The organism is Mesorhizobium sp. B2-3-15 (assembly GCF_006442875.1).
Lineage (GTDB): Bacteria > Pseudomonadota > Alphaproteobacteria > Rhizobiales > Rhizobiaceae > Mesorhizobium > Mesorhizobium australicum.
In genome coordinates this window covers 256,491-282,246 of the sequence record NZ_VFVO01000008.1, presented here as the reverse complement: position 1 = coordinate 282,246, position 25,756 = coordinate 256,491, and the positions used below count along the sequence as shown (strand labels likewise).

General features: G+C 60.0%; 20 protein-coding genes and 1 pseudogene. 7 read left to right on the top strand and 14 right to left on the bottom strand.

Annotated features, from left to right (window positions below; translation table 11 throughout):
- Positions 1–119: 119 nt before the first annotated feature.
- The 7 genes from FJ954_RS18505 to FJ954_RS18475 all read right to left on the bottom strand — a co-directional run bounded on the left by FJ954_RS18505 (position 120) and on the right by FJ954_RS18475 (position 6,893).
- Entirely contained in the window at positions 120–416 is a 297-nt protein-coding gene (locus tag FJ954_RS18505) for a hypothetical protein (RefSeq protein ID WP_140662316.1), read from the bottom strand.
- 89 nt (positions 417–505) lie between these two features.
- Positions 506–2,041 (bottom strand): FAD-dependent oxidoreductase, encoded by a 1,536-nt coding sequence (locus FJ954_RS18500; RefSeq protein ID WP_140662314.1) that lies wholly within the window; start codon positions 2,039–2,041, stop codon positions 506–508.
- 266 nt (positions 2,042–2,307) lie between these two features.
- On the bottom strand, positions 2,308–2,964 hold the full coding sequence (fsa, locus tag FJ954_RS18495) for a fructose-6-phosphate aldolase (protein WP_140662313.1): 657 nt from the start codon (positions 2,962–2,964) through the stop codon (positions 2,308–2,310).
- Positions 2,965–3,088: 124 nt separating this feature from the next.
- Positions 3,089–3,676 (bottom strand): DUF488 domain-containing protein, encoded by a 588-nt coding sequence (locus FJ954_RS32385; RefSeq protein ID WP_348641137.1) that lies wholly within the window; start codon positions 3,674–3,676, stop codon positions 3,089–3,091.
- Between the two features lie 39 nt (positions 3,677–3,715).
- Positions 3,716–4,123 carry a cytochrome c family protein gene (locus FJ954_RS18485; RefSeq protein WP_140662311.1) on the bottom strand — a complete coding sequence of 136 codons (408 nt, stop codon included), beginning with the start codon at positions 4,121–4,123 and terminating at the stop codon, positions 3,716–3,718.
- Positions 4,124–4,244: 121 nt separating this feature from the next.
- Positions 4,245–6,014 (bottom strand): GMC family oxidoreductase, encoded by a 1,770-nt coding sequence (locus FJ954_RS18480; protein ID WP_140662309.1) that lies wholly within the window; start codon positions 6,012–6,014, stop codon positions 4,245–4,247.
- 27 nt (positions 6,015–6,041) lie between these two features.
- Positions 6,042–6,893 (bottom strand): gluconate 2-dehydrogenase subunit 3 family protein, encoded by an 852-nt coding sequence (locus FJ954_RS18475; protein WP_140662307.1) that lies wholly within the window; start codon positions 6,891–6,893, stop codon positions 6,042–6,044.
- Between the two features lie 140 nt (positions 6,894–7,033).
- On the opposite strand from FJ954_RS18475, the gene FJ954_RS18470 reads away from it, so the two are divergent.
- The 7 genes from FJ954_RS18470 (at position 7,034) to FJ954_RS18440 (ending at position 11,664) form a co-directional block, all read left to right on the top strand.
- Entirely contained in the window at positions 7,034–7,993 is a 960-nt protein-coding gene (locus tag FJ954_RS18470; protein ID WP_246681101.1) for a LysR family transcriptional regulator, read from the top strand.
- A 591-nt stretch (positions 7,994–8,584) separates the two neighbouring features.
- Positions 8,585–9,238, top strand: a complete 654-nt coding sequence (locus FJ954_RS18465; protein ID WP_140662305.1) for a BON domain-containing protein — start codon at positions 8,585–8,587, stop codon at positions 9,236–9,238.
- Between the two features lie 19 nt (positions 9,239–9,257).
- A complete protein-coding gene (locus FJ954_RS18460) occupies positions 9,258–9,470 on the top strand; it encodes a hypothetical protein (RefSeq protein WP_140662303.1) in 213 nt (70 codons plus the stop codon).
- Between the two features lie 61 nt (positions 9,471–9,531).
- A complete protein-coding gene (locus FJ954_RS18455; protein ID WP_140662301.1) occupies positions 9,532–10,398 on the top strand; it encodes a succinate dehydrogenase iron-sulfur subunit in 867 nt (288 codons plus the stop codon).
- An 11-nt stretch (positions 10,399–10,409) separates the two neighbouring features.
- Entirely contained in the window at positions 10,410–10,811 is a 402-nt protein-coding gene (gene sdhC, locus FJ954_RS18450; protein ID WP_140662299.1) for a succinate dehydrogenase, cytochrome b556 subunit, read from the top strand.
- A 4-nt stretch (positions 10,812–10,815) separates the two neighbouring features.
- A complete protein-coding gene (sdhD, locus tag FJ954_RS18445; protein WP_140662297.1) occupies positions 10,816–11,202 on the top strand; it encodes a succinate dehydrogenase, hydrophobic membrane anchor protein in 387 nt (128 codons plus the stop codon).
- A gap of 21 nt (positions 11,203–11,223) precedes the next feature.
- Positions 11,224–11,664: a CBS domain-containing protein gene (locus FJ954_RS18440; protein WP_140662296.1), complete on the top strand. Its 441-nt coding sequence runs from the start codon at positions 11,224–11,226 to the stop codon at positions 11,662–11,664.
- A gap of 82 nt (positions 11,665–11,746) precedes the next feature.
- Here FJ954_RS18440 and FJ954_RS32070 read toward each other — a convergent pair whose 3' ends face one another.
- The 7 genes and pseudogenes from FJ954_RS32070 to FJ954_RS18405 form a co-directional block, all read right to left on the bottom strand.
- Entirely contained in the window at positions 11,747–12,106 is a 360-nt protein-coding gene (locus FJ954_RS32070; RefSeq protein WP_281407731.1) for a universal stress protein, read from the bottom strand.
- Positions 12,103–12,516, bottom strand: coding sequence for a hypothetical protein (locus FJ954_RS32065; protein ID WP_246681100.1), 414 nt, complete (start codon positions 12,514–12,516; stop codon positions 12,103–12,105). Before FJ954_RS32065 ends, FJ954_RS32070 begins: the two co-directional genes overlap by 4 nt.
- Before the next feature lie 548 nt (positions 12,517–13,064).
- Positions 13,065–13,373, bottom strand: a complete 309-nt coding sequence (locus FJ954_RS18430; protein ID WP_246681099.1) for a hypothetical protein — start codon at positions 13,371–13,373, stop codon at positions 13,065–13,067.
- 9 nt (positions 13,374–13,382) lie between these two features.
- Positions 13,383–14,969 (bottom strand): IS66 family transposase, encoded by a 1,587-nt coding sequence (locus FJ954_RS18425; RefSeq protein WP_181177865.1) that lies wholly within the window; start codon positions 14,967–14,969, stop codon positions 13,383–13,385.
- Positions 14,970–15,062: 93 nt separating this feature from the next.
- A complete protein-coding gene (gene tnpB / locus FJ954_RS18420) occupies positions 15,063–15,410 on the bottom strand; it encodes an IS66 family insertion sequence element accessory protein TnpB (protein ID WP_140662292.1) in 348 nt (115 codons plus the stop codon).
- A gap of 227 nt (positions 15,411–15,637) precedes the next feature.
- Positions 15,638–15,790: pseudogene (locus FJ954_RS32060) on the bottom strand (transposase); the annotation flags it as partial.
- 1,390 nt (positions 15,791–17,180) lie between these two features.
- Positions 17,181–25,739, bottom strand: a complete 8,559-nt coding sequence (locus FJ954_RS18405) for a glucoamylase family protein (RefSeq protein WP_140662286.1) — start codon at positions 25,737–25,739, stop codon at positions 17,181–17,183.
- Positions 25,740–25,756: the final 17 nt, after the last annotated feature.

The following is a 25,756-nucleotide window of genomic DNA, read 5'->3' as shown; positions in this document are numbered from 1 at the left end:
TCCGCGACAACTGTCATCAAGCGTTAGAAAAGCGCGTACTGCGCTGAGAGCCCGACGTCGCACCGATCATCGCAATGAAGCAGTTCGTCAACTGGCGCCGCCCGTCAAAGCTCCTCGCCCTACTCAAACACGAGATTAGCTGTGCCTCTTTTTGCGATCAGCATTCGCCGGGCATCCTGGATTCGCTCAGCCTGTAGTTTGGCATAGGGGCCCATCGGCTTGGTCGTTTTGTTACCGCGACGGACCTGACAGTACCACTGGCTGCCGTTCGAGAAGATTTCAACCGAGGTCGGCGTCGTGTTGGACGCTTCCCTGCCGACCGCCTTGATGAATTTGACGATCGTTGAATAATGTTGAGCGGGTGAGACCGTACCCAAACCATTGGTGGTGCTAAGTTCCTGTTGAATTGTCGGCATAATTCGAACTCCTTTCGGTCATGATGGGATTCCGTTCAGCCATTTCTGGTTCCGCTCTTCTTCGGACTGCGGTGCCCGAGAGCGCTCTGCTAGGTCGCCATTTGCTGCTCCATTTCCACCTCGGCCTCCAGACTTTCGATGTCGCGGAAGATCGAAGCGACAGCCAGCGTGCGTCCTTCGCGCCTGAAGCGCAGCAGGCAATCTCTGGAGGCGATATTCCCATCGACCGCGATCTCGTCCCATCGCTCGGCATGGCCGACATAGTTGATGGGAACATCGTAATGCTGGCTCCAGAAGAACGGCACGCCGTTGAATTTCTCGCGTTGGCCGAGCATGTTGAGGGCCGCGGTTCGTCCCTGCCTCTCTGCAACGACCCAATGCTCGACCCGAATGTTCTCACCGCTGTGGGCATCGCGCCATCGCGCAATGTCGCCGGCCGCGAATATCCCTGGCTCGCTCGTTTCCAGAAAGGCGTCCACAACAACGCCATGGTCAACGACCAGCCCCGCCGTCTCGGCAAGTCTGATCCGCGGCCGCACGCCGATGCCGACGACGACGAAATCTGCCGACAACGAGCCGCCACTGCTGAGATTTACCTTCTTGGCGTCGATGCTGCTCGCTGTATCCTCGAGATGGAATACGACGCCATGCTCTTCATGCAAGGCGCGGATGAAGTCGCTCATTTGCGGGCCGAGGACGCGCTCCATGGGCCGTTTTTCCGGCGCCACGACATGAACTTCGATCGCGCGCGCGCGCAGAGCCGCGGCAACTTCCAGGCCAATGAAACTGGCGCCAAGCACGACCGCCCGACGGGCAGTCGCGGCATGCTCGATGATCGCCTTGCAGTCTGCGAACGAGCGCAGCGTGTGAACGTGCGGCAAGTCGGCGCCGGGGATGGTCAGGCGGACGGGTTCGGCGCCGGTCGCAAGCAGCAGCCTGTGGTAAGGAACCCTTCTTTCATCAGCGAGGACGACCTCGCGGGAACGCAGGTCGATATCAACGGCCTTCGTGTCGAGACGGAGGTCGATGTTGTTTTTTGAATAGAATTTCTCCCTGCGGAGCGGGATCCAGTCCTCCGGCGATTTTCCCGCGAGGTAGTCTTTGGAGAGGTTCGGCCGGTCGACGGGCGCCGATTGGTCCTCGCTAATCATCACGATGCTGCCCTGGAACTGCTCGCGCCGCAGCATGTCGGCCGCTGCGAAACCCGCGGCGCCTCCGCCGACAATGACGATCTTCTCGGGGACTTGGCTGGAGCCTCCAGAACGCGGTTTCGGAACCGTCCGTTTGATTTTCTCGCCGACGAATATCCGATCATCGCGTTGTTCCACCGACCAGCAGGCGAGTGGATTGAAGGCGGGGGCGCGCAAAGCCTCGCCTGTGCGCAAATCGAAGCACGCATGATGCCAAGGACACCGGACGGTATCCTCCAATACAAGACCCTCGACGAGCGGCCCGCCGTAATGTGTGCAGGTCGCCCCGACGGCGAAGACCTCCGCCCCGCGGCGCACAAGCAGCACCTGCTCATCGCCGCAATGGCCGACAAGCTTTGCACCATCGGGAAGATCGGACAACGCGATCCCCTGGACCAGATCCGGCCCGTTCGGTTTGTTATGGCCTTCAGCCATTTTCTTCTCCCTTGGCGATCAGGTGTTGAAATCGCCTATACCGACGAGAAGCGGGAACTCAGGCCCGCCAGCCTCTGAATACCTTCACCTGATCGTGCGTCTTCAGGCTCTCGGCACCGCATGTGCTTAAACGTGCAGACATGGCACTCGATGCCGATTGGACGTCTGTTACAGTTTCTCGCCATCTCTGCTATCATGCAAACGAATTTAATCGACAGTTGTGTGCAATATTTATGATTGCTCCTCGCGTGATCCCGGGCAGGCAATTACAGGATTACTTGCCCCGTCTTACCCCAGTCGGCGAGAAAGGACGCCAGGCCCTTGTCGGTGAGTGGATGTCTGGCGAGGTTTCTGAGCACCGCAGGTGGCACGGTCGCGATATCGGCGCCGGCGATCGCCGCCTGTTTGACATGGAGAGGGGTGCGAATTGAAGACGCTAGGATTTCCGTCGTGAAGGATTTGTCGTTGTCGTAGATCTTGCGGATTTCCCGGATCACCTCCATGCCGTCCAGACCAAGATCGTCGAGCCTGCCGACGAACGGCGAAATGAAGGTCGCGCCTGTCTTGGCGGCGAGCAATGCCTGGTTGGCTGAAAAGCACAGGGTGACATTGACCTTGTGGCCGAGCTGACTGAGAGCCCGGCAAGCCCTGAGCCCGTCCCAGGTCGATGGCACCTTGACGGCCACATTGGCGGCAATGCTGGCCAAACGCTCTCCTTCGGCGATCATGCCGTCGAAGTCGATCGCGGTGACCTCTGCTGAGACCGGGCCCTCGATCGTCTGGCAAATTTCCTTGATCACATCCCTGATCGGGCGGCCGGTCTTTGCTACAAGCGACGGGTTTGTGGTCACCCCGTCGAGAACGCCAGCGGCGGCAAGCTCACGAATTTCGGATATATCGGCGGTATCGACGAAGAATTTCATAGTCTTCTCCTCTAAGGTGAACGCCCATCGATCATTGGATGGGTGTTTTCTGCTTTGGTTCCCGGAGAGTTTGTTGTCGTGGCCGCGATCGCACGCCCGATGACAGTGGGGGAGCGCCCCGTCTCTATCGGTGTCTCAGCAAAATCTCTCTAAGGACGATGGCATCGTTGTGGGCCTCGTCATGAGCCGAGTAGACGAGTGTAACGACGCCCTCGCGCGTCATGTCGCGCAGCTGCTCGAGTTCATCGCGATGCTCATGGATTTCCGCCGCATATCGCCGGCGGAATTCATCCCAGCGGGCCGGATCGTGTCCGAACCATTTCCGAAGCTCGGTGCTTGGCGCGAGTTGCTTCAGCCAATGGTCGATGGCGGCGTCGGTCTTCTTGACCCCGCGCGGCCAAAGCCGGTCAACCAACACTCGTTTGCCGTCGTCGGCAGCGGGACTCTCATATGCCCGTTTCAATTTTATTCTGTCATTGAAGATTTTTTCACTCATCGACCTCGTCCCGTCTCCGTCCGTCTCGTTGACCGCATCAAGACGTTCGGAGAATTCATTTCTAAGGATCGCCTCGTCGACTTCGTCCGATACGACCAGAAAGACGTCGCCGCGATATCGCTCGATCCAGTGACGACCCGCACCATGGCTGCGCAGGTAGTCACCGATCCGATGGATCGAGGAATATCCCAGGCCCTGGTGCAGCAGGAACTTCATAAAGGTCGTGCTTTGCGATCCGGAAGGTTGCCCCCTGACTCAAGGACCGACCTTCTGGCCCTGCGCGTTGAACTGTTTCAGATAGGCGATCACGTCGGCGATGTCCTGATCCTTGCTGAGACCGGCAAACGTCATCTTTGTGCCGGGGACCAGTTTGCGCGGCGCGTGCAGATAGATCGTCAGGGTCGGTTCATCCCAGGTCAGACCGGAATTCTTGTTCGCCGCGGAATAATCGTAGCCCGGATACACGCCGGCCGCTCGGCCGACGATGCCATTCAAGACCGGACCTACTCCGTTCTTTGCGTCTGGGCCGACCGAGTGGCAGGCCATGCACCTCTTGAAGACGGCTGCGCCGGCTTCGGCGTTGCCGGGGGATGCCTCCAGCGCATGGGCCGACCCCACTGTAGTGAGAATTGCGGTTGTCAATCCAAGCAAAGTCGATTTCATGTTTGCTTCTTTCAGTGAGTGGCTGGGTCGGTTCCTGCCGAACCGGCCCCTACAATATGGGATTCGAAACACACCCAGTCTGCCGGACCCGAACCGCGGATCCGGATCCGGCAGCGTTGCCTCAGGAGGAAACCAGTGGGCCGGGGTTCTTCAGATACGTGTTCTTGATCGCGTCCACCGCCCAGTAGGCAAGAGCGCCTACGGGTCCGGTCGGGTTCTTCCCGGCGTTCTGCGGAAACACGCAAGCGCCGGTCACGAACACGTTCGGGACATCCCAGACCTGAAGGTATTTGTTCAGGACGCTGGTGTTCGGATCGGCTCCAAACACTGCCCCACCCGTATTGTGCGTGCTTTGATAAGGCACGATCGAATAGGGCACGGGCGGAATGCTCCGATCGACCTTGGTCGCACCCATCTCCTTGGCGATCTTCACGCAGATGTCGGCCTGACCGTTCATCTGCTTGACCTCGTTGTCCTGGAAGTCGAACGTCATCCTCATCAATGGACGCCCGAAGACGTCGGTGTAGGTTGGGTCGAGACTAAGATAGTTCTGCCGGTAAGCCATCACCGCGCCTTGATTGCCGACGCTGGCCGCGTGGTCGTAATTGTCGACCACTGCCTTCTTCCAGGCGGAGCCCCAGCGCGGAGTGCCGTGCGGAGTTGGATGCGACTGGATGGGCCGGGCGCCCGAGTTGCTGCAGCTGATGCCGCCGCCGCCGATGTAGCCGGCCTTCACGAAATCGTAGTTGTCGCCGTTGAAATCGTCCATGGTCGTGCCGAGCGCGCCGGCGCCCATGAAGCGATTGAGGATGGTTTCCTTATCGAAGAAGGCCGTAGCCCCGCCACCGCACTGATACGCGTAGTTGCGGCCGACCACTCCCTTGCCTGTTGCCGGGTCATAAGGCACGCCGATGCCCGATTGCAGCAGCAGGTTGACGTTGCCGAGCGCATAGGCCGACAGGATGATGAGGTCGGCGGGCTGTTCGAATTCGCGCCCGCGTGCGTCGAGATAGGTGACGCTGACCGCTTTCTTGCGGGTCGAGTCGAGATTGACCTTCATCACGATCGAGTTGGTGCGCAGTTCGAAATTCGGGTTCTTCAGCGCCAGCGGAATGACGGTGAAGTGCGGGCTGGCCTTGGCATTCGCCTCGCAGCCGAAACGTTCGCAGAATCCACAGTAGTGACACTGGCCGAAGGCCACGCCATCGGGATTGACGTAATCCCGCGACGCGTTGGACGATGGGTTGGGGAACGGGTGATAGCCGAGATCGCGGGCCGCCTTCTCGAACATCACCATGCTCTGCGCGGCAATCATAGGCGGATTGGGGTACTCGTCCTTTCGCGATCCCTCGAAGATGTTGCCACCATCGATTTTCCGGCCGTTAATATTGCCGGCCTTGCCGGATGTGCCGCAGGTTTTTTCGAACCTGTCATAATAGGGTTCGAGATCGTCATAGGTGATCGGCCAGTCCTGCAGGTGCATATCCGACGGGATGATCTTTTCGCCGTATTTGTCGACCGTCCGGGTGCGCGCCTGATGGTCCCATTCGAGCCAGCGCCAGGTCACACCGTTCCAGTGCACGCCGGCGCCGCCAACGCCCTGGCCAGGCAGGAACGAGCCGAGTTGCCGCATCGGCAGCGCCGTTTGCGCTTCACTGTTGCGGAACGTGATGGTTTCCCGCCGGACGTTCTGCATGAGATCGTAGCGGGCGGCGTAACGCAGTTCGTCATGGATCTGCGGGTCGATGAAGTCCGGATTGGTGTCACGCGGGCCTCCCCGCTCAAGGGCGACGATTTTCAGCTTGGTCGAAGCAAGTTCCTTGGCAATGATGCCGCCCGTCCAGCCCAATCCGACAATCAAGACATCGACCGCGTTCAATTTGGTGGCCATGTTATAGTCTCCTTGTTCTTTCGCCGATTAAACCAGATCCTGGATACCCTTCGGTTCAGCCGTATAGAGCTTGTTCCGAAAGGGTTCGATCTTGTCCATGTACATGGCGTCGGCGCCTGGGAATCCGATCATCTTCCAGGCCGCCCTGTCCTTGTTTCCGCCATACATCGGGTCGGCCAGATAGCCCTCAATCGTGAGTTGGAGCAGAAGCCCGAAGAAGGTCGCGGTCGGCACCGTTGAAAGCTCGACCTTCTTGCCGTCGAGTTCGGTCATCACCGCGGCACGATCCTTTGCCGAAAGGCCGTCGAAGGTGCTCTTGTGGTTCTTCTGTACGTATGCACTGATATCGGCGATGCCGGCCCGGATAAGTTCCGATGGCGTCATCGGCAATTGATAGCCCTGCTCGGGCGTACCCTCGCCAAATGGCCCTTCCAGATACAGGCGGTCGCCCTTGCCGTATCCGCCGGCCATCTGCCGATCGATATAGATCGCGACGCCGAGTTCCTTGGCGCCGGGACCTGTTGAATCGCTTGGAATGAGCGTATCGACCGCCGCCTCGATGAAAGCGGACTCATCGATGTTGAAGAATTCGTAGCCAATGCCTCCAGCCTGAGGTTCGGTGGCTTCGGCAACGTGATGATGTTTTGTGTCAGCGGTCGCAGCTATGACTTCGTCCGCCGAAGCGGATGCCCCAAGCGGCAGGGTGCTCGCCGCCGCTCCGGCAGCTCCAGCCGCGCCGAACAGCTTCAGAAACTCACGCCGCCCCACATCGCCTTTGCTCTTTTCTTCCCTCGACATGATTCCTCCTGTGACGCTGCAGGCAAAACGATGGGTAGGTGGAGAGAGCCTGCGCCCGCTCCAACCGGCGCTGCGCAGCATCCAGCGCTAAGCTTGGTGGATTTCTCGGAGCGTATTGTTGGCGTATGCCGCGTAGCAAACGAATTTAATCGACAAATGAATACCGATTTTATGATAGATCCGAATTGTTGTTGCTTTTGGATTCGATATGGCTTGATCGGATGGCCACGCCAAATGGGGGGCACTTCAGAACGCAATTTATCTGTCATTTAAACGCAGTTTTTATGTTATGTTTTTTCATGGACGTCGAGCTTGCTCGTTCTTTTCTTGAGATTGTTTCCAGCGGAAGCTTCATCCGGGCCTCCGAACGGTTGAATGTCGCCCAGACAACCGTGAGCGCGCGAATTCGCAGCCTTGAGCAACAACTGGGTCGCCAACTTTTCGTCCGCCACAAAGGCGGCGCTTCGCTCACTCCCGCCGGCGAGCAGTTCCTACGCCACGCTCCGATGTTCGTTCAGTTGTGGCAGCGCACTCTTCACCAGGTTGCTGTTCCACCCGGCCGTCGTGCTGTTCTGACTGTTGGTAGCGAAATCAGCATCGCCGAGCCCCTTCTGCTCGACTGGGTTCGATGGATGCGTCAATCCCTTCCGGATGTCGCGCTTCATGTGCACGTCGATGTGCCGCAGGACCTAATCGATCAAGTCGCATCCGGGCTCGTCGACGTGGCAATCATGTATGCGCCCCAGCATCGGCCCGGCCTGAAGATCGATCTGCTCCTGGAAGAAAAACTCGTGCTCGTGACAACCGATCTGGAAGCACGCCTGGCGGGCAGCATAGACTACGCGCACATAGACTGGGGGCCAGATTTTACGTTTCATCATGGCATGAATTTCCCTGACGTCGCGCCGGATCTTTTTATGGATCTCGGCCCGCTTGCGCTCAGCTATATTCTTTCGGTTGGTGGATCCGGCTATTTCAGGATGAGCGCTGTACAACCCCATATCGAGGCCGGACGGCTTCACCTGGTGCCCGAAACGCCGCAGTTCTCATATCCCGCTTACGCCGTCCAGTCTGCCAACGCAGATGAAGCCGTGGTGGCCCCTGCTTTGGCTGGATTGCACTCTGTCTTAAATGGCGATGCTTTTTCGGCTTACCACCGTCTTGCACATGAGGATGCTTGATCTCGTCCTTCATATCGCGATACCGATCCCCGGATTGGACAGGGGTGACAACCCGTTGACGGGTTGCCGATCAATTTTGGACGAAGTGCGGTCGATGGACCGGGTTTCGAGATGTCCGCCATGCACTAAGGGATGGCTTTTTTGCCATTCTGATGGGCGCCATCTTTGGCGTGGCCTATGTCTTGATTGAGATGTGAAGAACCCGGTCCGGCGCTACCGAGGCGCAGGAGACTAGCTGCCGGCGATTGTGAACCTGCGTGAGCGATCCCGAATTTGGAAGCGTGGAAGCAGCGTGCAACTGCAGTGCGTTTCCAGCCCAATTTCGGCCGTCATCAAAAAGGACAAGCGGCGGGCAATGCGGCGGTTATCTCGTCACGATCCCAGGCTCATCGCAATGGTCCGGGACGACTAGCAAAAAGACCCGTGGTGTGGCCGCCGAAGCGAAGGTAACGGCAACATAATTGCGTTGAAATCATAATAAAATTCGTTTGCGAATTCCCCTGGAATGACAAGACTTAAATATGGCGCGCCGGTAACCGGCTCTTTCGCAGCGCTTGAAATCCTGAGTTGGCCATTATGAGGAATTGCGACATGAGATTTGACAAAGATATCAAGCAAGACTTGGAAAGCGAACTGAATTGGGACCCTGACATCATTGCCACCGATGTCGGCGTCACCGTAAAAAACGGCGTCGTCTCGCTTACCGGCTATGTCCCTTTCTATATGCAGAAGTACGAGGCGGAGAATGCGGCGAAGCGAGTCAAAGGAGTGCTCGGCATTGCCAACGACATTGAAGTTCGCGTTCCGTCCAGTCATCAAAAGACAGATCCGGAACTCGCACGGGCGGCAATCGAGGCGATCTCCATCGAGCTTCCTTCCTCACACGAGCGGTTCAAGGTCATCGCAAAAGATGGTTGGCTTACCTTGGAGGGCGATGCCGAGTGGCAGTATCAACGCAATCAGGCTGAACTCGCTGCGCGCAGACTACACGGCGTCAAGGGTGTCACCAATCGCGTGGTGTTGAAGCCGCGCGTGGCGCCCGTTGAGATCAAAACCAAGATCGAAACAGCCTTCAAGCGAAATGCGGAGTTCGACGCACAACATATCAGTGTCACCGCCGATGGCGGTGACGTGAGCCTCGCTGGGACGGTAAGCTCGTGGTCGGAAAAGCAGGAGGCCGAGCGAACGGCTTGGCGGGCGCCGGGCGTGGTCAGGGTCCATAATCACATCAACATTGTCGGCTAGGTCCTCGCCTTCGGTGAGGATGGATGGTGCCAGCCCTGTTGTTGTGCCGGAGTTGCAGGCGAAGCTCGATCGCAAATGCGATCCGGGCGGCAATGGTCGAGAAAGAAGAACGATAAGCCGGCTGGCCGAGTCTGACGTGGAACCGGATAACAGTTCTCCTGCCGATATTCTGATCGGCGGACTAAGAGTAGCCGCCCACGAAAGGCTGCCCCACATGATTGATGACGATTAATTCAAAGACGAAGAAGTGCAGGTCGATGCCGCGATTCTGCCGCACCTCGAAGGCCACATGGATGAACGAGGATAAAAGAAGCCCGTTTCTCATCGAATCCTCAGCACAACTTCCCCAGGTGACGGTGTTGAAGCGGTTTCCCTTGCCTAGAACACTCGGTATCAGTAAAGAATCCCGCATAGGAAGAGGAAGACGCTGGCCTGTGCCTGCGGCGGCCGCAGCGCGTGTCAAGACATTCGAGATCTACCGCTACGATCCCGACTCTGGCGACAATCCGGTCATAGACACTTTCGAGATCGATCTCGACGACTGCGGCCCGATGGTTCTGGACGCCCTCATCTGGATCAAGAACAAAGTCGACCCTACGCTGACGTTTCGCCGCTCATGCCGCGAAGGCGTGTGCGGCTCCTGTGCGATGAACATCGACGGCACGAACTGGCTGGCGTGCACGAGATTCATAGCGGAAGCGGAGAACCCAGCAACAATTTATCCCTTGAGCAACATGAGGATCATCAAGGATCTCGTTCCCGATCTCACACATATGTTTGCCCAATACAGCCTTATCGAACCCTGGCTCCATTCCGAGGCGCCAGTGCCGGAGAAGGAGCGCCTTCAGTCGCCCGGCGAGAGGGCCGAGCTTGACGGTTACTATGAGTGCATTCTCTGCTTCTGCTGTACGTCGGGATGCCCCAGTCATTGGTGGAACGGCGCTCGCTTCCTTGGCCCTGCCGCGCTGCTCCATGCCTACCGTTGGCTCATTGACAGCCGCGACGAGGCGACTGGCGAGCGGCTCGACGATCTGGAGGATCCTTTCCGGCTCTACCGATGCCACACGATTCTCAACTGTACGCGCACATGTCCCAAGGGACTGAATCCCGGCAAGGCCATCGCGGAGATCAAGAAAATGATTGTCGAGCGGACAGGCTGAGGGGAGAGAAAATGAAGACTACAATCCGCCGCATGCGGCCACTTTCCCCCAACATTCAAATCTACCGACCGCAGCTTACCTCGGTTCTGTCGATCGCCAATCGCATCACCGGCGTCGTCCTAAGCGCTTTCGCAGTGTTGCTGGTGATCTGGCTCTCTGCCGTCGCTACCGGTCCGCAAGCATTCGCCACCGTTCAAAGTGTCACAGGATCCTGGATCGGGCAGGGTTTAATGATTTCAGCCCTGTTTTCCTTTTTCATGCACCTCAGCGGCGGTATCCGACATTTGTTCTGGGACGCGGGATATGGTTTTCAACTTCGCACGATCTATGCCTCCGGCTGGGCAGTGGTCATAACAAGCTTTATGCTCACGGGGGCAACCTGGGTGCTCAGCATCTACATGGCGGCAAGGTAAGAAGGTGCACAAGCAGGATACGCGCTCACCGCTAAGCCGCGCGACCGGGCTCGGCTCGGCCAAAAAAGGCTTCGGCCATTGGTGGGCCGAGCGCGTAACGGCTATTGCACTGGTTCCGCTGACAATATGGTTCCTGGCGTCTGTCGTCGCTCTCACCGGCAGTGACCGTGCTGGCGTCGTAACCTGGCTCAGGACAGCGTCCGCAACGATCGGCATGTTGCTGCTGCTGGTGGCGCTGTTCTATCACATGGCCCTTGGACTTCAGGTAGTAATCGAGGACTACGTTCATTCTGGAGCGAGGTTTGCGGCGTTGATGGCGATGCGCTTGGGCTGCTTTACGCTGGCCGTAACGGGCATTGTTGTCACGTTGCGTATCTCCTTCGGCGGCTGAGAGACGGAAAAGGACGACCAAATGCTCGTCGATAGAGTCCTACCTATGGCCCGCAAGAGGCTCGTCACCATCGGATATGATGCTCCGATGCTCGAGGCGGCGCGGCTGCTTGGCGGCTCTTCGGACCTCGTCGTTGTCTGCGACCCCGATAGGCTTTTGAAAGGCGTGATTACGAAAACGGATATCGTAAGGCAGATGGGCAAGTGTCAGGGCTCCATCTGCCAGATCGCGGTATCGTCGGTGATGACCGAGGATGTCGCCATCTGCCAGCCGACGGACTGGTTGCATGACGTCTGGTCGATCATGAAGGAGCGCCGACTGAAAAACATTCCCGTCACCGACGCAGGATCTCGGCTGATCGGAGTGCTCAACGCGCGAGATGCGCTCGAGGCCCTCATGCAAGAAGTGGAACAAGTGGAGACGCTGTTGCGCGACTACGTCATGGGCTTTGGCTATCGCTGATAGACGTATGGTCGAGCATCACGGCGTGCCATCGAGCGGCCGGCTGATTTCGAGTGGGGCGGGGTCCCGCGATTGCCCCGTTTTAGTGCGACACGAGAACCGGCAAGTGGAGATTGCCGAGCACGCCGTTGGTCGCACCGCCGAGAATGAAATCTCGGATCCGGGAATGGCCATACCCGCCCATCACGAGAAGCTGCCCGCCGATCTCCAGAGCGTGCGCCTGAAGGGTTTCGCCAATTTCGCGATCCTCGACGTTGATCGACCTGCCTTTGGCAGGATAGCCGCGCTTGTTCAGTTCCCCAGCTATTCGGGCCGAAATGGTCGTTTCGCGAAAGGGCTTTTCATCCATGACTGTGACGTCGGTGATTTTCGAAGCCCGCTGCAGAAAAGGTTGCGCGTCAGCGACGCCCCGCGCTGCCGCCCGGCTGCCGTCCCAGCCTATGACGACATGGTCGATGACGCCGACCTGAACTGTATCCGGAATGACGACGACAGGCGGCCGGATTCGAACACGAGGCCTTCCGCCGTCATACGTCGGGCTTGGTTTCCAGGCTCCCAGCCGATAAGCGATAGATCGTAGTAGCGCGCGTTTGCGGCCGCGACATTACCGAATTCGGCAGGTGGCGCCGCGATTTCACTCGTTGTCAAAGCGATCCCCGCTTTCGGCGCATGTTCTTTCATGGCCGCAACAAGCGCTTGCCCTCGCGTCCGGCTGTTCATTTCCGCTTCATGGATCATCTCGGAAAGCTTCAGCAACAGCCTAGAAAGCGCGTTGGAAACGCTCGGAATGTCGACATTAATGTCCGAGCGCGTGGAGATCACCACCAAGATGGCGAGCGACAGCGCCCGCATTCGGGGCGACCGCGTCAGAGCTCGCATTAGGATAGGTAACTAGAGGGACAGTATTTCGAGTTTCATACTGTGCTTCCTTGTTTGGAGGCTACTGCCTTGGTTCCGATCCAGAGACACCAAGCATGCGCCGAGCCTCGCGACACCGCTGTTAGTCCAACGCTTTTTTTCATAAAGTGTCTGATCCGCATAAAAAGCGATCGGAGGCGGCATCATCCTCGCTCTCTCGTCAAGTCGAAAATCCGCCTCGAATTTGCCGACCGAGGTGAGTCGAAGTCGCATGAGATGTAGTTCGGAAGACACGATCTGCACGGATAGACAATTGCGCGTGGCATCACGACGATTCCGGGGCGCCTTGCGGCTTACTTCCGGTCACCGCTTGAGTCGCGGCGCCTTTGCTCCGAGGTAACTCCCACCGGACATCGAGAGGATAGCGACAGTGGCCCAGATAGCGGCAAACACAGGCATGGTAGAAAAAGGATGCCTGTCCCCCAGCGGGTCGTAAGCCTCCGGCAAAGGCCGCGGTTCCCAGATATCCGGCCGAGCTGCCGTCAGTGGGTCTTGAACTCAGGCCGGAGACTGACGAGTAGTTTGGCTACCTGATCGCTTCTCTCAGCGAGTCGTCCGCGGTTGGTTAGTCCCATGTGCTCGGTTGCTACGGTGAAGAGATAGCCCGCGATCTCGCCGGCGGTGGCGCCTTCGTCCATCAGCATGACATAGGCCGTGTTTGCGTATGCGTCGTATTCGTCGGCGGCCTCTAGTATGCCGTAGATACCGATAGGATCCCAATCGCGAAGCAATATCTCGCGAACCCGTGCCCGGTTCTCTCGTGACTGATATTTGTTTCGTCCGTGAGCCATTCTCTTGTCCTATGCAGCGATGGCTTTCGCTGATCGAAGCTCCCAGTTCCACGGCAGGAGATCGGCCAGTCGGCTTTGCGGCGTGTCGGCGATGCGGGCGAGCACGTCTGCGAGCCAGGCCTGCGGGTCGGCATCATTGAGCTTCGCCGTGCCGATCAGCGTATACATGACGGCGGCGCGATCTGCGCCACGGTCCGAACCGGCGAAGAGCCAGGACTTTCTCCCGAGAGCCAGGCCGCGCAGCGCCCGCTCGGCCGCATTGTTGGTCAGGCAGATGCGCCCGTCTGCGAGGAAGCGTGTGAACCCTTCCCAGCGCTTGAGCATGTAGTCGATTGCGTGGGCGACCGGGGCGTGGCGCGAGAGCTTCGCACGCTCGCAACGCGTCCATGCTTCCAGCTCGGCAACGAGCGACGCGCTCCTTTCGGTCCTGACGGCGAGGCGCTGTTCGGCGGCCAGTCCGTTGATATCGCGCTCAATGTCGAACAGGAGATCAATGCGTCTGACGGCCTCGAAGGCAATCGGCGAGATCGGCGACGCGGTCTTTGCCCGACGCGCATTGGCGGCGATGTCGGCGAGCACGAAGAATTTGCGCCGTGCATGGCTCCAGCAGAGCGCCTCCGTCACCGGTCCGGGCTTCCGGTCCGGGAGGTAAAGCCGGTTGTAGCCGGCATAGGCATCGGCCTGCAGGATGCCGGCGAACTGCTTCAGGTGCCGCTCAGGATGACCGCCTGACCGGTCTCGGGATGCGTAGAACAGGGCTGCCGGTGGTGATGTCCCGCCGAAGGGCCGGTCGTCGCGGACATAGACCCAGGCTCGGCCGATGTCGGTCTTGCCTTTTGCCAGGATCGGCACCGTGGTGTCGTCGCCGTGAAGCCGCTCTGCTTTCAGCACATGGTCCTCGATCAGTGCATGCAGCGGCCGCAGCACCGCCGCGCACGCGCCGACCTGATCGGCCAGCGTCGACAGGCTCAGCTCGACGCCTTCGCGGGCATAACGCTCACTCTGCCGGTTCAGCGGCTGGTGCTGGCCGAACTTCTCGAACAGCACCATGGCAAGCAGGTTCGGGCCGGCAAAGCCGCGCGGCGTGACGTGGAACGGCGCCGGTGGCTGCGTGATCGCCTCGCACTGCCGGCACGAGAACTTCTCTCGCACTGTCTGGATCACCTTCCACTGGCGCGGGATCACCTCCAGCGTCTCGGTGACGTCCTCGCCCAGCTTCGATAGCCTCATCGAACCGCAGCAGGGACAGCTCTCGGGCACGACGATCACGACGCGCTCACGCGGCAGATGCTCAGGAAACGGCTTGCGCGACGGGCGCCGACGCTCGAACGAGCGAACCGTCTGTGTCTGGGAGGCCGCCTTCTCGGCAGCGATCTCGTCCTCCGATGCGTCCGCCTCCAGATCCTCGAGCTGAAGCTCCATCTGCTCTAGCAGTCTGGCCTTGCGCTCCGATCGGCTACCGTAGAGCTCCCGCCTGAGCTTCTCGATCTCCAGCTTTAGTCGTGCAATCAACGCCTCCGTCCCGGAACTGACCGCCGCCGCGCGGGCGGCAAGCGCTTCGGCCTCGACGCGCGCGGCTCGCTCCGCGAGGATCATCGCGTGGGCGGTGGCAAGATCGGAAGGGAGCGATTCAGCAGCAGACACCAAGCAATGGAATCATATCCACCACCATGTGCAAGGCCAAAATCGTCAGCCGGTCGCCGTCGGCCGCCAGGTCCTCTGCGGCATGCGCCAATCAATGCCTTCGAGCAGATAGCCGAGTTGGGCCGGCGTGATCGTGACTACGCCGTCGGCCGGCGATGGCCAGATGAAGCGGCCGCGCTCGAGCTTCTTCGAGAACAGGCAGGCGCCCTGGCCGTCGTGCCACAGAACCTTGATCAGATCGCCGCGACGGCCGCGGAAGACGAACAGATGACCATTGTGCGGATCACGCTTTAGCGTCTCCTGCACCACCAGCGCCAGGCCCGGAAAGCCCTTCCTCATGTCAGTGTGGCCGGTCGCCAGCCACACCCGCACACCGCTCGGAACCGGGATCATCGGGACCTAAGCGCGTCCAGAACGCGCCGCAGCGCCTCGGCATCTACGTCGCGATCGACGCGGACGCGGCGCCCGCCGCCAAGCTCGATCTCGATGATACCGCTCTTGCGGCGACGTCGGCCGGGAGATGCTGATGGCACCTCAACGGCGGGCGGCATGGCAACTGCAGGTACAATCTCGACCGGGACCAATTGCGATGAACCCGCATCCACCCGATCGCACAGGTCCTTGCGCCATCGAAAGAGCTGGCTGACGTGAATACCCGCCGATCGCGCCACTTCCGACACTGACACGCCAGGCTCAAGCGAGGCCGCGACCAGGCGCTCCTTCTCCTCACGCGACCACCGCCGGCGTCTCTCCACCGACGTGATCACCTCCACCCGCGGCATCGTCATAGGGCTACTCCTAGGATTATCCCTAGGACTTCCGACGTTCGCCCTTAGCCCGCAAGGCGGCCGTCACCGGAAGGATACAGCGGGTCACACGTTCTGTCATCTGCGTAAGGGATTTCGGGCAGCGTCGAAGCACTGTCCAATATTTGTCGCTCATCCCATTGGCCAATGCAGACAAATACGCGAAGGAGATCATAGGTCGGTGTTCTCTGTAATCAGCGTAGATGGACCTGGCGACGAGGTCTCTGGCGCAGGCCCCTCATGCTGCCTTCCGTAGCGGGTCGCTTCTGCATTCCGGTCCGGCGACAAGCGTTCGCAGACACGCCGTCTCGGCGTATTGGGAGCTCAACCCGTCAATCACCTGCGGAATTTCGCTGCGCAAGATTCCAATGTCTGCAAGCATTCTATCGTCCAAGCATTCAAGCTGATTGATCGCCTGGCGCCTCTGCCTAGTCTCGAAAGGCGCAAGAACTAGCCGTTGCAGAAATCCCGGCTTACGCTTCTGCACCTGTGTTCTCAGGTGATCGGACATGTCGCTCTCCATTGTCGAGATACAATTGGCGCGGAATTGGCGTTCGCCGCATCCAGTGGGCGGAAGGACGCGATCGGCGACTGAGGTTCGACAAGCCGAGAATCCGGTGTGGAATGACCTCAAGTCGTTCCCCAGTCGGCGACTACGTGCCGTCCTGTTCATTTGATCGGTTAGGGATCACAAAGTATGCCCCGAGGCGGTAGCAGACGCGAGCGTCGGCCCGCTCGGGGCTACGAGCGGTTCAGTAGTGAGCCTGCGAAAAGCAGGAACCTCCTATGATGACTGAACGAGATCATTACTGCGATATGGTCCTTGAATAGGATCTTTCAATCCGGAGCCGCCCTGTTGCGACATTTCGACACGAAATGCATGCGGTATTTGCGATCTTTAGCGACTGCGGAATTCGCAGGATTGGGACCGTCAGCTCACTCACCTTCGCTTGCTCCACTACCGCAGCTCGATAGGCCGCGTTCGGTCGCACCTAATATGGTCGCCATGCGATAGGGCCGGATCGATCCGGCTAAATTTGTTTACGTCTTCGTCTGCCCACATTGCGTGTATCAAACTTCAACCGAACGCACTTTAGGTCTAGAGAATCGGTGATCTCAATCAGGTTCTGGAAAACGTCGCGCGTACAGGAGTCGAAGCCAACGGCTGTCGACTTCCTGACAGGCCATAAGCGAGACAAGGAGCGATCCCCGCAATCTCTTGACCGGCAAGTCGCGCCACTGACGATAGCGTATGGTCGGTGTTGTTCCCATGTCTAGCCACACCTCTCCTATGTCCGTCACGTCGATAACATGCGCTTGAGGATGCAGAATTCGCGCGGTCGGCTCCTCGCTCGCGTCAGCCTAGCGTAACCAGGAGTTCGTGAACGCGCCCGTCGTCGATCAACTCGACCCGGAGGGGACGCTGAACGAGCGATATCCCATCTAACTGTGCCGAAGCCACTCCGCGGGAGGACCCATTGGGGTTTTCAACCTTTATTCGCACCCGGGCGGATCGGCGACGAAGGGTGACCTCGAAACCTTGCCAGCTGTTCGGGATGCAGGGGTCGAGATGCAGTAACGATCCCTCAAACCGCACACCCAGGATGCTTTCGAGTCCGGCGCGGTGCATCCACCCAGCCGATCCGGTGTACCAGGTCCATCCGCCATGTCCGAGATGATCGGGCGCTGAATAAATGTCGGCGGCAACCACATATGGCTCCACCTTGTAGTGGCGGAGTTCGGCCCGCGTGCGGGCGTGGTTGATCGGGTTGAGCTGAGCGAACAAGCCGGCCGCCTTGTCGCCTTCGCCGAGAAGAGCAAAGGCGATGACCGACCACGCTGCGGCATGGGTGTACTGGCCGCCATTCTCACGGATGCCGGGTGGATAGCCCTTGATGTATCCCGGATCGTGCGACATTCGGTTGAAAGGCGGCGTGAACAAAAGCGCAAGACTGTTGTCCTCGTCGATCAGTTCGCGTTCGAGGGCAACCATGGCTTGGGCCGCGCGCTGAGGCTCGGCGGCGCCGGAAATTACGGCCCAGGATTGCGCGATAGAGTCGATTCGGCATTCATCGTTTGTCGCGGAGCCAATCACGGTGCCGTCGTCGAACCAGGCACGCCGATACCAGTCGCCGTCCCATGCTTGATGTTCGAGCGACTCCCCCAGCGCGGTGGCGTGCGCGCGCCAGGCGTCAGCGCGGGCGACATCATGACGTGTATCAGCAACCCCAGCAAAGGCGGTCAGGGTCGTATGCAGGAGCCAAGCCAGCCAGACGCTCTCGCCCTGACCGCCTTCACCCACGCGGTTCATTCCATCGTTCCAGTCGCCGCCGCCGATCAATGGAAGACCGTGGCGGCCCACCGCGAGGCTCGCATCGAGCGCCATTGCGCAATGCTGGTAGAGGCTTGCGGTCCGGTCTGAAATCGCAGGCGAGAAGAAGTTATCGTGTTGATCAGCGGTTAGGTTAGGTCCCTCCACGAACGGTATGGCCTCGTCGAGGACCTCGACATCCCCGGATACCTCGATGTACTGGGCGACAGCATAAGCGAGCCACGCCTTGTCGTCGGAAATCCGCGAGCGTACGCCCTGGCCTGAATGCGGCAGCCACCAATGCTGAACGTCGCCCTCCGCAAACTGGCGACCCGCAGCACGAATCAGATGTTCCCGTGTAAGCGAGGGAAGGATTGCCGCCAGCGCCATGCCATCCTGGATCTGGTCGCGGAATCCGTACGCTCCACTCGCCTGATAGAAGGCGGACCGGGCCCAGATGCGACATGCAATTGTCTGATAGAGAAGCCAACCGTTCAGCATGATGTCCATCGACCGATCGGGCGTTTTGACCTGCACCGTGCCGAGAATGTCCTGCCAATGCGCACGCACCTCGTTCAGCACCGCGTCGAGATCGGCCCGACGATACCGCGTGATTAGTTCCGCAGCCTCTCTGGGGCCAGCGGTGTCGCCGAGGAAAAGGACGATTTCGGTTTCCTCTCCTGGAGCGAGCTCGATGATAGTTTGCAAAACGCCGCAAGGGTCGAGGCCGGCGCCGACCGCTCCCGAAAGGCGGACGCCGGCTGCTAGGCCGGCCGGGTCGGCAAGGTCACTGTTGCGGCCAATGAACTCCCGACGATCGGCGGTCCAACTTGTTTGACGTCCGCCCAAGTCGAGGAAGGAGACCCGAGACCCGAAGGCGGCGCTCCATGGGTTCCTTGCGAAAAGTGCGCCGGATCCAGGATCAATCTCCGTCAGAACGAACGGAGCCGATGACGCGCGGGAGACGCCGAGTACCCATTCGACATAAGCCGTCACGGATAGCCTGCGTCGGCGGTTGGTGGTGTTGCAGAGTTTGAGGCGCGATATCTTGATCGCATCAGTCAAGGGTACATAAACCAGCAATTCCGACGCGATGCCGTGCGCCTCATGCTCGAACCGGCTGTATCCCCAACCATGCCGGGCCAAGTAGGTGCTTGCGTCATCACGGATCGGCGATGCCGTCGGAGACCACAATTCGTCCGTATCCTCATCGCGCAGATAAACCGCTTCGCCCGATCGATCGGTGACTGGATCGTTTGACCATGGCGTTAACTGGTGTTCGCGGCTGTTGACCGACCAGGTGAAGCCGCATCCCTCTGCGGACATTTGAAAACCGAAAGCGGGATTGGCGACGACATTGATCCAGGGCGCAGGAGTCGACTGACCGGCGCCAAGGACCGTCACGTATTCCTTACCATCATCGGCGAAGCCGCCGAGGCCGTTGAAATATTCAAGCTGCAAGGTCGGCGTCGCAACCGGTTGCAGCGGGCGCCGGGCGCGAGAGCTTCGGGCCGGCGGGATCCCGTCGCCGGCATCGGAAATGCGGTTGAGCTGTTCGGCTAACCCGCCATGCTCGGCGACGAGCACGATCCGCGCGATCGATCCAAGCAGCGCGCGGGTCTCCGTGGGAACCAAGTCGGCTCGGAGGACGAACACACGACCGGCGGAGGCGTCCTGCGAAATGACCGACGAGAGACCACCGTGGCTGCTCCGCACCAAGCCCTCGAGGGCGTTTTGCAGATCTTGAATGTAAGAAGAGGCACGCTCGTTGATGATGACGAGGTCCACCGCGAGCCTTTGATGCCGCCAATACTCCATCGCCTGAAGAAGTTGATGCGCGATCCGCATATCGTCCGCATTGGCAATACGCAGGAGGATAATAGGCAGATCGCCGGATATACCTTGTGCCCAAAGCCCATGTTGGGCGCTTGCGCCGCGAAGGATTGTCTCCGACGAGGAGCGCATCGCGGACGTGGCGTAAAGGAGATGGCCCGCCAAGCGCTGAAACAAGGTCGCATCGGCTCGATTGATCCCGAGGTGATGGAGTTCCACTTGCGCCTTCGTCCAGGCGAGCGTCGCGGCGCGGTCGAATGCGCTGATGTCGTTCGTCTTGTCGATCAGGTCAAGGACCCCCATTCGTGATTCCGCGACCACGGTCCAGTATGCAATGCGGACCGTCGCACCAGGAGCGAGGCGCACGCGACGCCGCAGGGCGAAGATGGGATCGAGGACCGATCCTGTCGAACCGGACAGGAGCCGACCGTCGATCACGGCGGCAGGGTTTCGAACGCCTCGTCCTCGGCCGAGGAAGCGCCCCCTGTCAGTTTCAAATTCCGGCCTTCCAACGCTCGCGCCCTCAACCACCGAATGATGCGCGGCCCAGATTTCAGGTTCGTCCGGCGAGCGCCGCCGCCGCGTGGCCAGGATGGCCCCCGGACGCGTATCGTACTCGGTCTGGACGAAAAGTTTCGCGAAGGCTGGATGGGCGGCATCGGTGGCGGAGGGCGCAATGACCACCTCGGCGTAGGATGTGACCTCGATGTCTCGCGAGCGACTGCCGGAATTGGTGACGGTCACACGGCGTACCTCAGCGTCGTCCCCCGCTGAAACAACAACTTCGAGGATGGTGCTCAACTCGCCGTCGCGGCGCGAGAAGGAGGCACGATCCGCGCTGAAAGTGACCGCGTAATGATCCGGCTCAACGCCGGTCGGGGCGATTCCCGCCGACCAGACGTCATCGCTCTCGATATCCCTGAAATAGATGTAGGATCCCCAATCATCGCAGGTGGCGTCCTCTCGCCAACGTGTAACAGCCAGTGCCTCGTAACGGCTGTATCCCGAGCCGGCGGCTGTCAGCATGACGCTGTAACGGCCGTTGGAGAGCATGTGCGTTGCCGGCGTCATGGCATGAGGATCGACGCGCCGCGAGGCCTCGGGCAGATCGAATTCACGGATATTCGCCACAGACGTCCCCTGGCTCGCCCAAGGCGATGGCACGGCGACCTCCCGGGGCATAGGCTCCTGCAGCAGCAGTTCGGCCGCCTTCATCATGGGTTCTGCGTGGAATCGGCGCCGCATCGCGCCTCCCAACAAGGCGTCCGCGATGGCGGTGATCGTCATGCCTTGGTGATGGGCCATATAGGCACGGACAACCGCGACTGTTTTTCCGTCCGGAACTCGGGTGGGTGTGTAGTCGAGCGCCTCGAAAAAGCCGTGGCGGCCCCGCCCGCCATCGGCTATCAGCCGCTCGAAGTTTCGCGCCGCAGCAACCGGATCGACGGTCGCTGCGAGGGCGGTTGCATAGGGCGCCACAACAGCGCTTTCGCCGAGTCCGCGCTTCAACCCGAGACCGGGTACGCCAAAGTTAGAGTATTGATAGGTTAGCTCCAGGTCGCGGGCGTTGTAGGCGGACTCGGAGACACCCCAGGGAGTGCCGAGGGTCTTCCCATATTCGATCTGCCGTTGGACAATGACGCGGTTGGTATGCTCCAGCACGCTCCCCGTCGGCGTGCGCATGACGATGGACGGCATCAAATATTCAAACATTGAGCCCGACCACGAGATCAGCGCGGCGCTGCCATTGACCGGGGTTACGTCGTGTCCGAGGCGAAACCAGTGCCGGGTCGGAAGGTCGCCTTTCGCGATACCGACGTAGCTAGCAAGCCGCGCTTCCGACGCCAGCAGATCGTAACAGCTCTCGTCCGCAGCACCCCCTGGAACCAGGAAGCCGATGGAGAGCAACATGCGTTGGCGGTCGAGCAGAAAGTCGAACTCCATCGCCAAGGCCATTTCCCGAGCCGTTGCGCCGATCGCGGAGAGGCGTGCAGACAGGTCAGTGACGGCCAACGTCGTACCGTTCAGATCGCGCTCATGACTACCGATGGAGGTACGGACGGCTTGCGCCCAAAATAGTATATCTGAGTTGGCACCATCGGCCCGTTCGAGGGCGAACGCCCGAGTGATGTCGACCAAGGTTTCGGCGGATGTCGCCAGCCTCGAAAGGCGCGCGACGATCTCTTCAGGGGCCACAAGGGGCTGATGCAGGTCAGTCACGAGGAGCGCGAGGGCGTCGTCGATCTGACGCCAGGTGACGGTCTCCGTGCGGCGGCTGTCCCGCAGGGCGTTCACCTCGTCGACCATGAGGTCGAGAGCATCGCCGATCCCCTTCAAACGCACTGCCACGGCGAGGTCTCCCCAATCCTCGGTTGCGTTGGCGAGCGCGATGAGATGCCCAGCAAGATTGCCGCTATCGACGGACGAGACATATTGCGGATCGAGCGGACGAAGATCGCTCGTGTCGTACCAGTTATAGAAGTGTCCTCGAAAGCGGGCGAGGCGTCCCATCGTCGAAAGCGTCGCCTCCAACCGCTCGATCGTGTCAGTGAGGCCCAGCCAACCAAAGTCATGCGCGCTCGCTGTCGACAGCAGATAAAGGCCGATATTGGTCGGTGATGTGCGATGTGCGACGACCGGCTCGGGGTCTTCCTGGAAATTGTCCGGCGGAAGATTGTGATCGTCGGCCGCAACGAAAGTCTCGAAGAACCGCCAGGTCCGTCGCGCGATCAACCGCAAGGCGCGAGTGTCCGCTGCGGTCGGCGCTGGTTTTGCTCCTTCGACCGAAGGCAGGCTCACCCACCGGGCGATTGCGGGAGAGGCGATCCACAGGATCGCAAATGGGACGGCCAGGAACCAGGTCTGGTTTCCGGAGAACAAGGCTACGATCGGCGCGGCCACACCGATCAGCACCGCGCCCGCCATCCAGCGATAGTAAGCGGACGTTGCAGGTTCGTGACCAATTGTGGCTTGTGCCGATGGGGTCCATTCGAGAAGGTTGCGCCGGGTGATAAACAGCCGGAACAGGGTGCTGGCGATGGCATCGCCCATCAGCCACGCCTGGTGCGCCAGCAAGGTGATTATCAACAGTGATTGAAGCAGCGCGAGACGAAAGTCCGACATCACGGTTTTGAAGTGAATGCGCTGGCTGAGACCGGCATGACGCGGCGCAATCCCCGCCAGAGCTGGCACGGAACTGGGCAGCACGAGCGTGGCCACGACAAAGATCGTCCAGATTACCGCGGCGTCGAAAGGCAGCAGCCATCCCGCCATGAGCGCGAGCAGGCACGTGATCGGAGAAAGTGTGCGTCGTAGATTGTCGACCATCTTCCAACGACCACTGGCAGGCATGGCGGCAGACTGCTTGCGGCCCCCTCCCAAGAGACCGGACCACCCTAATATCCACGGCAGCAACTGCCAGTCCCCGCGCGCCCAGCGATGATAGCGAAGTGAGGCAGCATCGTAGCTGGCCGGGTAGGCTTCGACGACCTCGATGTCGGCGGCCAGAGCGGAGCGGGCAAATACGCCTTCGAAGAGGTCATGGCTGAGGAGGATCGAATCGGGCGAACGGCCCTTGAGTGCGAATTCGAAGGCGTCGACCGCATAGATGCCTTTGCCTGCGTAGGACCCTTCCTCAAGCAAGTCTTGATGGACGTCAGCTACAGCCGTTGAATACGGGTCGATCGCGTTCATGCTGGAGAACACGCGCTGGTAGACCGATCCCTCGGCTGCCGTCGGCAGGGCGGTGGCAACACGAGGCTGCAGCACGGCATGGCCTTCCACGACGCGGCCGGTGGCCGCGTCGTGGCGTGGCTGGTTTAGCGGGTGCGCCATCTTGCCGATCATACGCCGGATCGAATCACGCCGAAGTCTCGTATCCGCGTCCAGTGTGATGACATAGAACACGCCCTCCGGAACCTGAGGCGGCCGGCCATCAAGGGTCAGGAAAGTAGTATCGGAGGCACCGCGCAACAATTGGTTCAGCTCATGAAGCTTGCCGCGTTTACGCTCCCAGCCAATCCACTTTTGTTGGCTCTCATTCCATACGCGCCGGCGATGGAGCAGCAGGAAACGATCGCCGCCAGGCGCTTGCCCATGGCGCAGGTTCAGGCGCGCAATCGCATCGATGGCAACTTGAAGGAGTTCCTGGTCACCTTCGACGGTCTCGGTCGCCGCATCGGTCCAGTCAGACAGCAAGGCGAGTTGAACATCACCAGCGATGCTCGCGAGATAGTGGATTTCCAACTGTTCGATTTGCGCGGCAACAACCTCGTGAGTCGTCAGCAAGGTCGGCACAACCACGAGCGTGCGAAGCCGTTTGGGCACGCCATCGCGAAGTTCGAGACCCGGCAGTTGGGTCGGGCCGAAACGGTGGGTCAGCTCCTGGTTGACGAGCGCAACCGCTGCGTCCAGGGCTGGGATGGCCCCGAGTGTTCCCAGTATGCCCAACCATATCCAGCCCGGGCTGGCTTGAGCATGGACGACGATCGGCATCGCCAGCAGCAGCGCGGCCACGATCGCGCCGGCGCCGATATACCCTCCAATGCCAAGGGTGCGATAAAACCGTCCGAGTAACAGTTGAGGTCGTGGGCGAAATCCGATTTCCGCTTCGAACTCGACGCGACCGCCTGCGCAAAGGTAATAGCCAGGATCGGTCTGGCGTTCGTCTGATTCCAAGGCTTCGGGCTCGGCCTGAGCGCCGGTTAAAACTGCTCGGTGAGCGATTTCCAGCTCACTAAGGCCGGATCCGCGGGCGAGTTCCTCGACGGCCGAGCGGTACAGATTGCGGGTCGGGAAGTCCATCTCCGCAAAGCTGCAGCCGTCCGCCAACACCGCGTCGATCAGGGTGACACGCTCGAAGATTTCCGTCCAATCGACATCGGACATGCGGCGCATGCTGGTGATGATGTTTCGGACGGTAACGTTGGCCGAAATCTGCTTTTGTTGCTCGTCATTGACAGCTGCGTCCACGGTCTTCTGCTGCGCCGCCAGCCGTTTGTCGAGACGTGTGATCAGTGACGAGACGGAGGGATCTTCATCGCGTAGCCGATGAACGAGTTGAAGGAGGAAGGCCTCTGAGAGCGCCCCTTGATCGAGCTCGGCCATTACTGACTTAGGAGGCTCGGCCGCATGCGCGCCCACCGCGAGAAGCCTGTCGGCAAGATCATCCGCCCTGCGGCGCTCCTCGCGGCTATAAACGATACGCGCTGCGATCCGTCTGAGGTTTTCTATAAGAATGATCCTAAGAGTAATCGCCGATGCCCAGAGTTCGCCGATCGTCAGTGGCTGTATGGTTTGATAGGCGCGCACGTAGTCGCACCATGCGTCGACATCGAACCGGCTGTCCGTGTGGGCGACGAATGCCCAAGCCATCCCGAAGACACGCGGATAGCCCGCGAACGGGCCGTCCGCGAGCGTAGGGAGTTGGCGATAGTAACGAGGTGGCAGATCCAACCTGACTTGTCGGATTTGCCGTTCCACTTGATGGAAATTATCGATCAACCACTCCGCGGCAGGAGTGATAGCCGCCCCGTCACTTACGGCCTCGCAGATGGAGCGATAAGCAGCGATCAGACTGGCTTCATTGTCGGTGAGCCGCTTCAGCAGCGAATGCCCGTTCGGTCTGTCCTGCCTGATCTGCTGGGCGGCCGCCAGGCTGCGGGCGTGCTCTTGGAGCCGTTCGACGCTGAACAACATTTCGCGAATAGCGCTCGTGTCGTTCCACAACGAAAGCGCCGGCGCCAAACCGAGGCGACTTAGCAGGGAAGCCATCAACATATCTCCACCGC

Excerpts from the sequence above, each read along its gene's own strand:
- FJ954_RS18505 (WP_140662316.1), bottom strand. The coding sequence starts at position 416 with ATGCCGACAATTCAACAGGAACTTAGCACCACCAATGGTTTGGGTACG.
- FJ954_RS18500 (WP_140662314.1), bottom strand. The coding sequence starts at position 2,041 with ATGGCTGAAGGCCATAACAAACCGAACGGGCCGGATCTGGTCCAGGGG.
- fsa (WP_140662313.1), bottom strand. The coding sequence starts at position 2,964 with ATGAAATTCTTCGTCGATACCGCCGATATATCCGAAATTCGTGAGCTT.
- FJ954_RS32385 (WP_348641137.1), bottom strand. The coding sequence starts at position 3,676 with ATGAAGTTCCTGCTGCACCAGGGCCTGGGATATTCCTCGATCCATCGG.
- FJ954_RS18485 (WP_140662311.1), bottom strand. The coding sequence starts at position 4,123 with ATGAAATCGACTTTGCTTGGATTGACAACCGCAATTCTCACTACAGTG.
- FJ954_RS18480 (WP_140662309.1), bottom strand. The coding sequence starts at position 6,014 with ATGGCCACCAAATTGAACGCGGTCGATGTCTTGATTGTCGGATTGGGC.
- FJ954_RS18475 (WP_140662307.1), bottom strand. The coding sequence starts at position 6,893 with ATGCTGCGCAGCGCCGGTTGGAGCGGGCGCAGGCTCTCTCCACCTACC.
- FJ954_RS18470 (WP_246681101.1), top strand. The coding sequence starts at position 7,034 with ATGGCCACGCCAAATGGGGGGCACTTCAGAACGCAATTTATCTGTCAT.
- FJ954_RS18465 (WP_140662305.1), top strand. The coding sequence starts at position 8,585 with ATGAGATTTGACAAAGATATCAAGCAAGACTTGGAAAGCGAACTGAAT.
- FJ954_RS18460 (WP_140662303.1), top strand. The coding sequence starts at position 9,258 with ATGGATGGTGCCAGCCCTGTTGTTGTGCCGGAGTTGCAGGCGAAGCTC.
- FJ954_RS18455 (WP_140662301.1), top strand. The coding sequence starts at position 9,532 with ATGAACGAGGATAAAAGAAGCCCGTTTCTCATCGAATCCTCAGCACAA.
- sdhC (WP_140662299.1), top strand. The coding sequence starts at position 10,410 with ATGAAGACTACAATCCGCCGCATGCGGCCACTTTCCCCCAACATTCAA.
- FJ954_RS18440 (WP_140662296.1), top strand. The coding sequence starts at position 11,224 with ATGCTCGTCGATAGAGTCCTACCTATGGCCCGCAAGAGGCTCGTCACC.
- FJ954_RS32065 (WP_246681100.1), bottom strand. The coding sequence starts at position 12,516 with ATGCGGGCGCTGTCGCTCGCCATCTTGGTGGTGATCTCCACGCGCTCG.
- FJ954_RS18430 (WP_246681099.1), bottom strand. The coding sequence starts at position 13,373 with ATGGCTCACGGACGAAACAAATATCAGTCACGAGAGAACCGGGCACGG.
- FJ954_RS18425 (WP_181177865.1), bottom strand. The coding sequence starts at position 14,969 with ATGATCCTCGCGGAGCGAGCCGCGCGCGTCGAGGCCGAAGCGCTTGCC.
- tnpB (WP_140662292.1), bottom strand. The coding sequence starts at position 15,410 with ATGATCCCGGTTCCGAGCGGTGTGCGGGTGTGGCTGGCGACCGGCCAC.
- FJ954_RS18405 (WP_140662286.1), bottom strand. The coding sequence starts at position 25,739 with ATGGCTTCCCTGCTAAGTCGCCTCGGTTTGGCGCCGGCGCTTTCGTTG.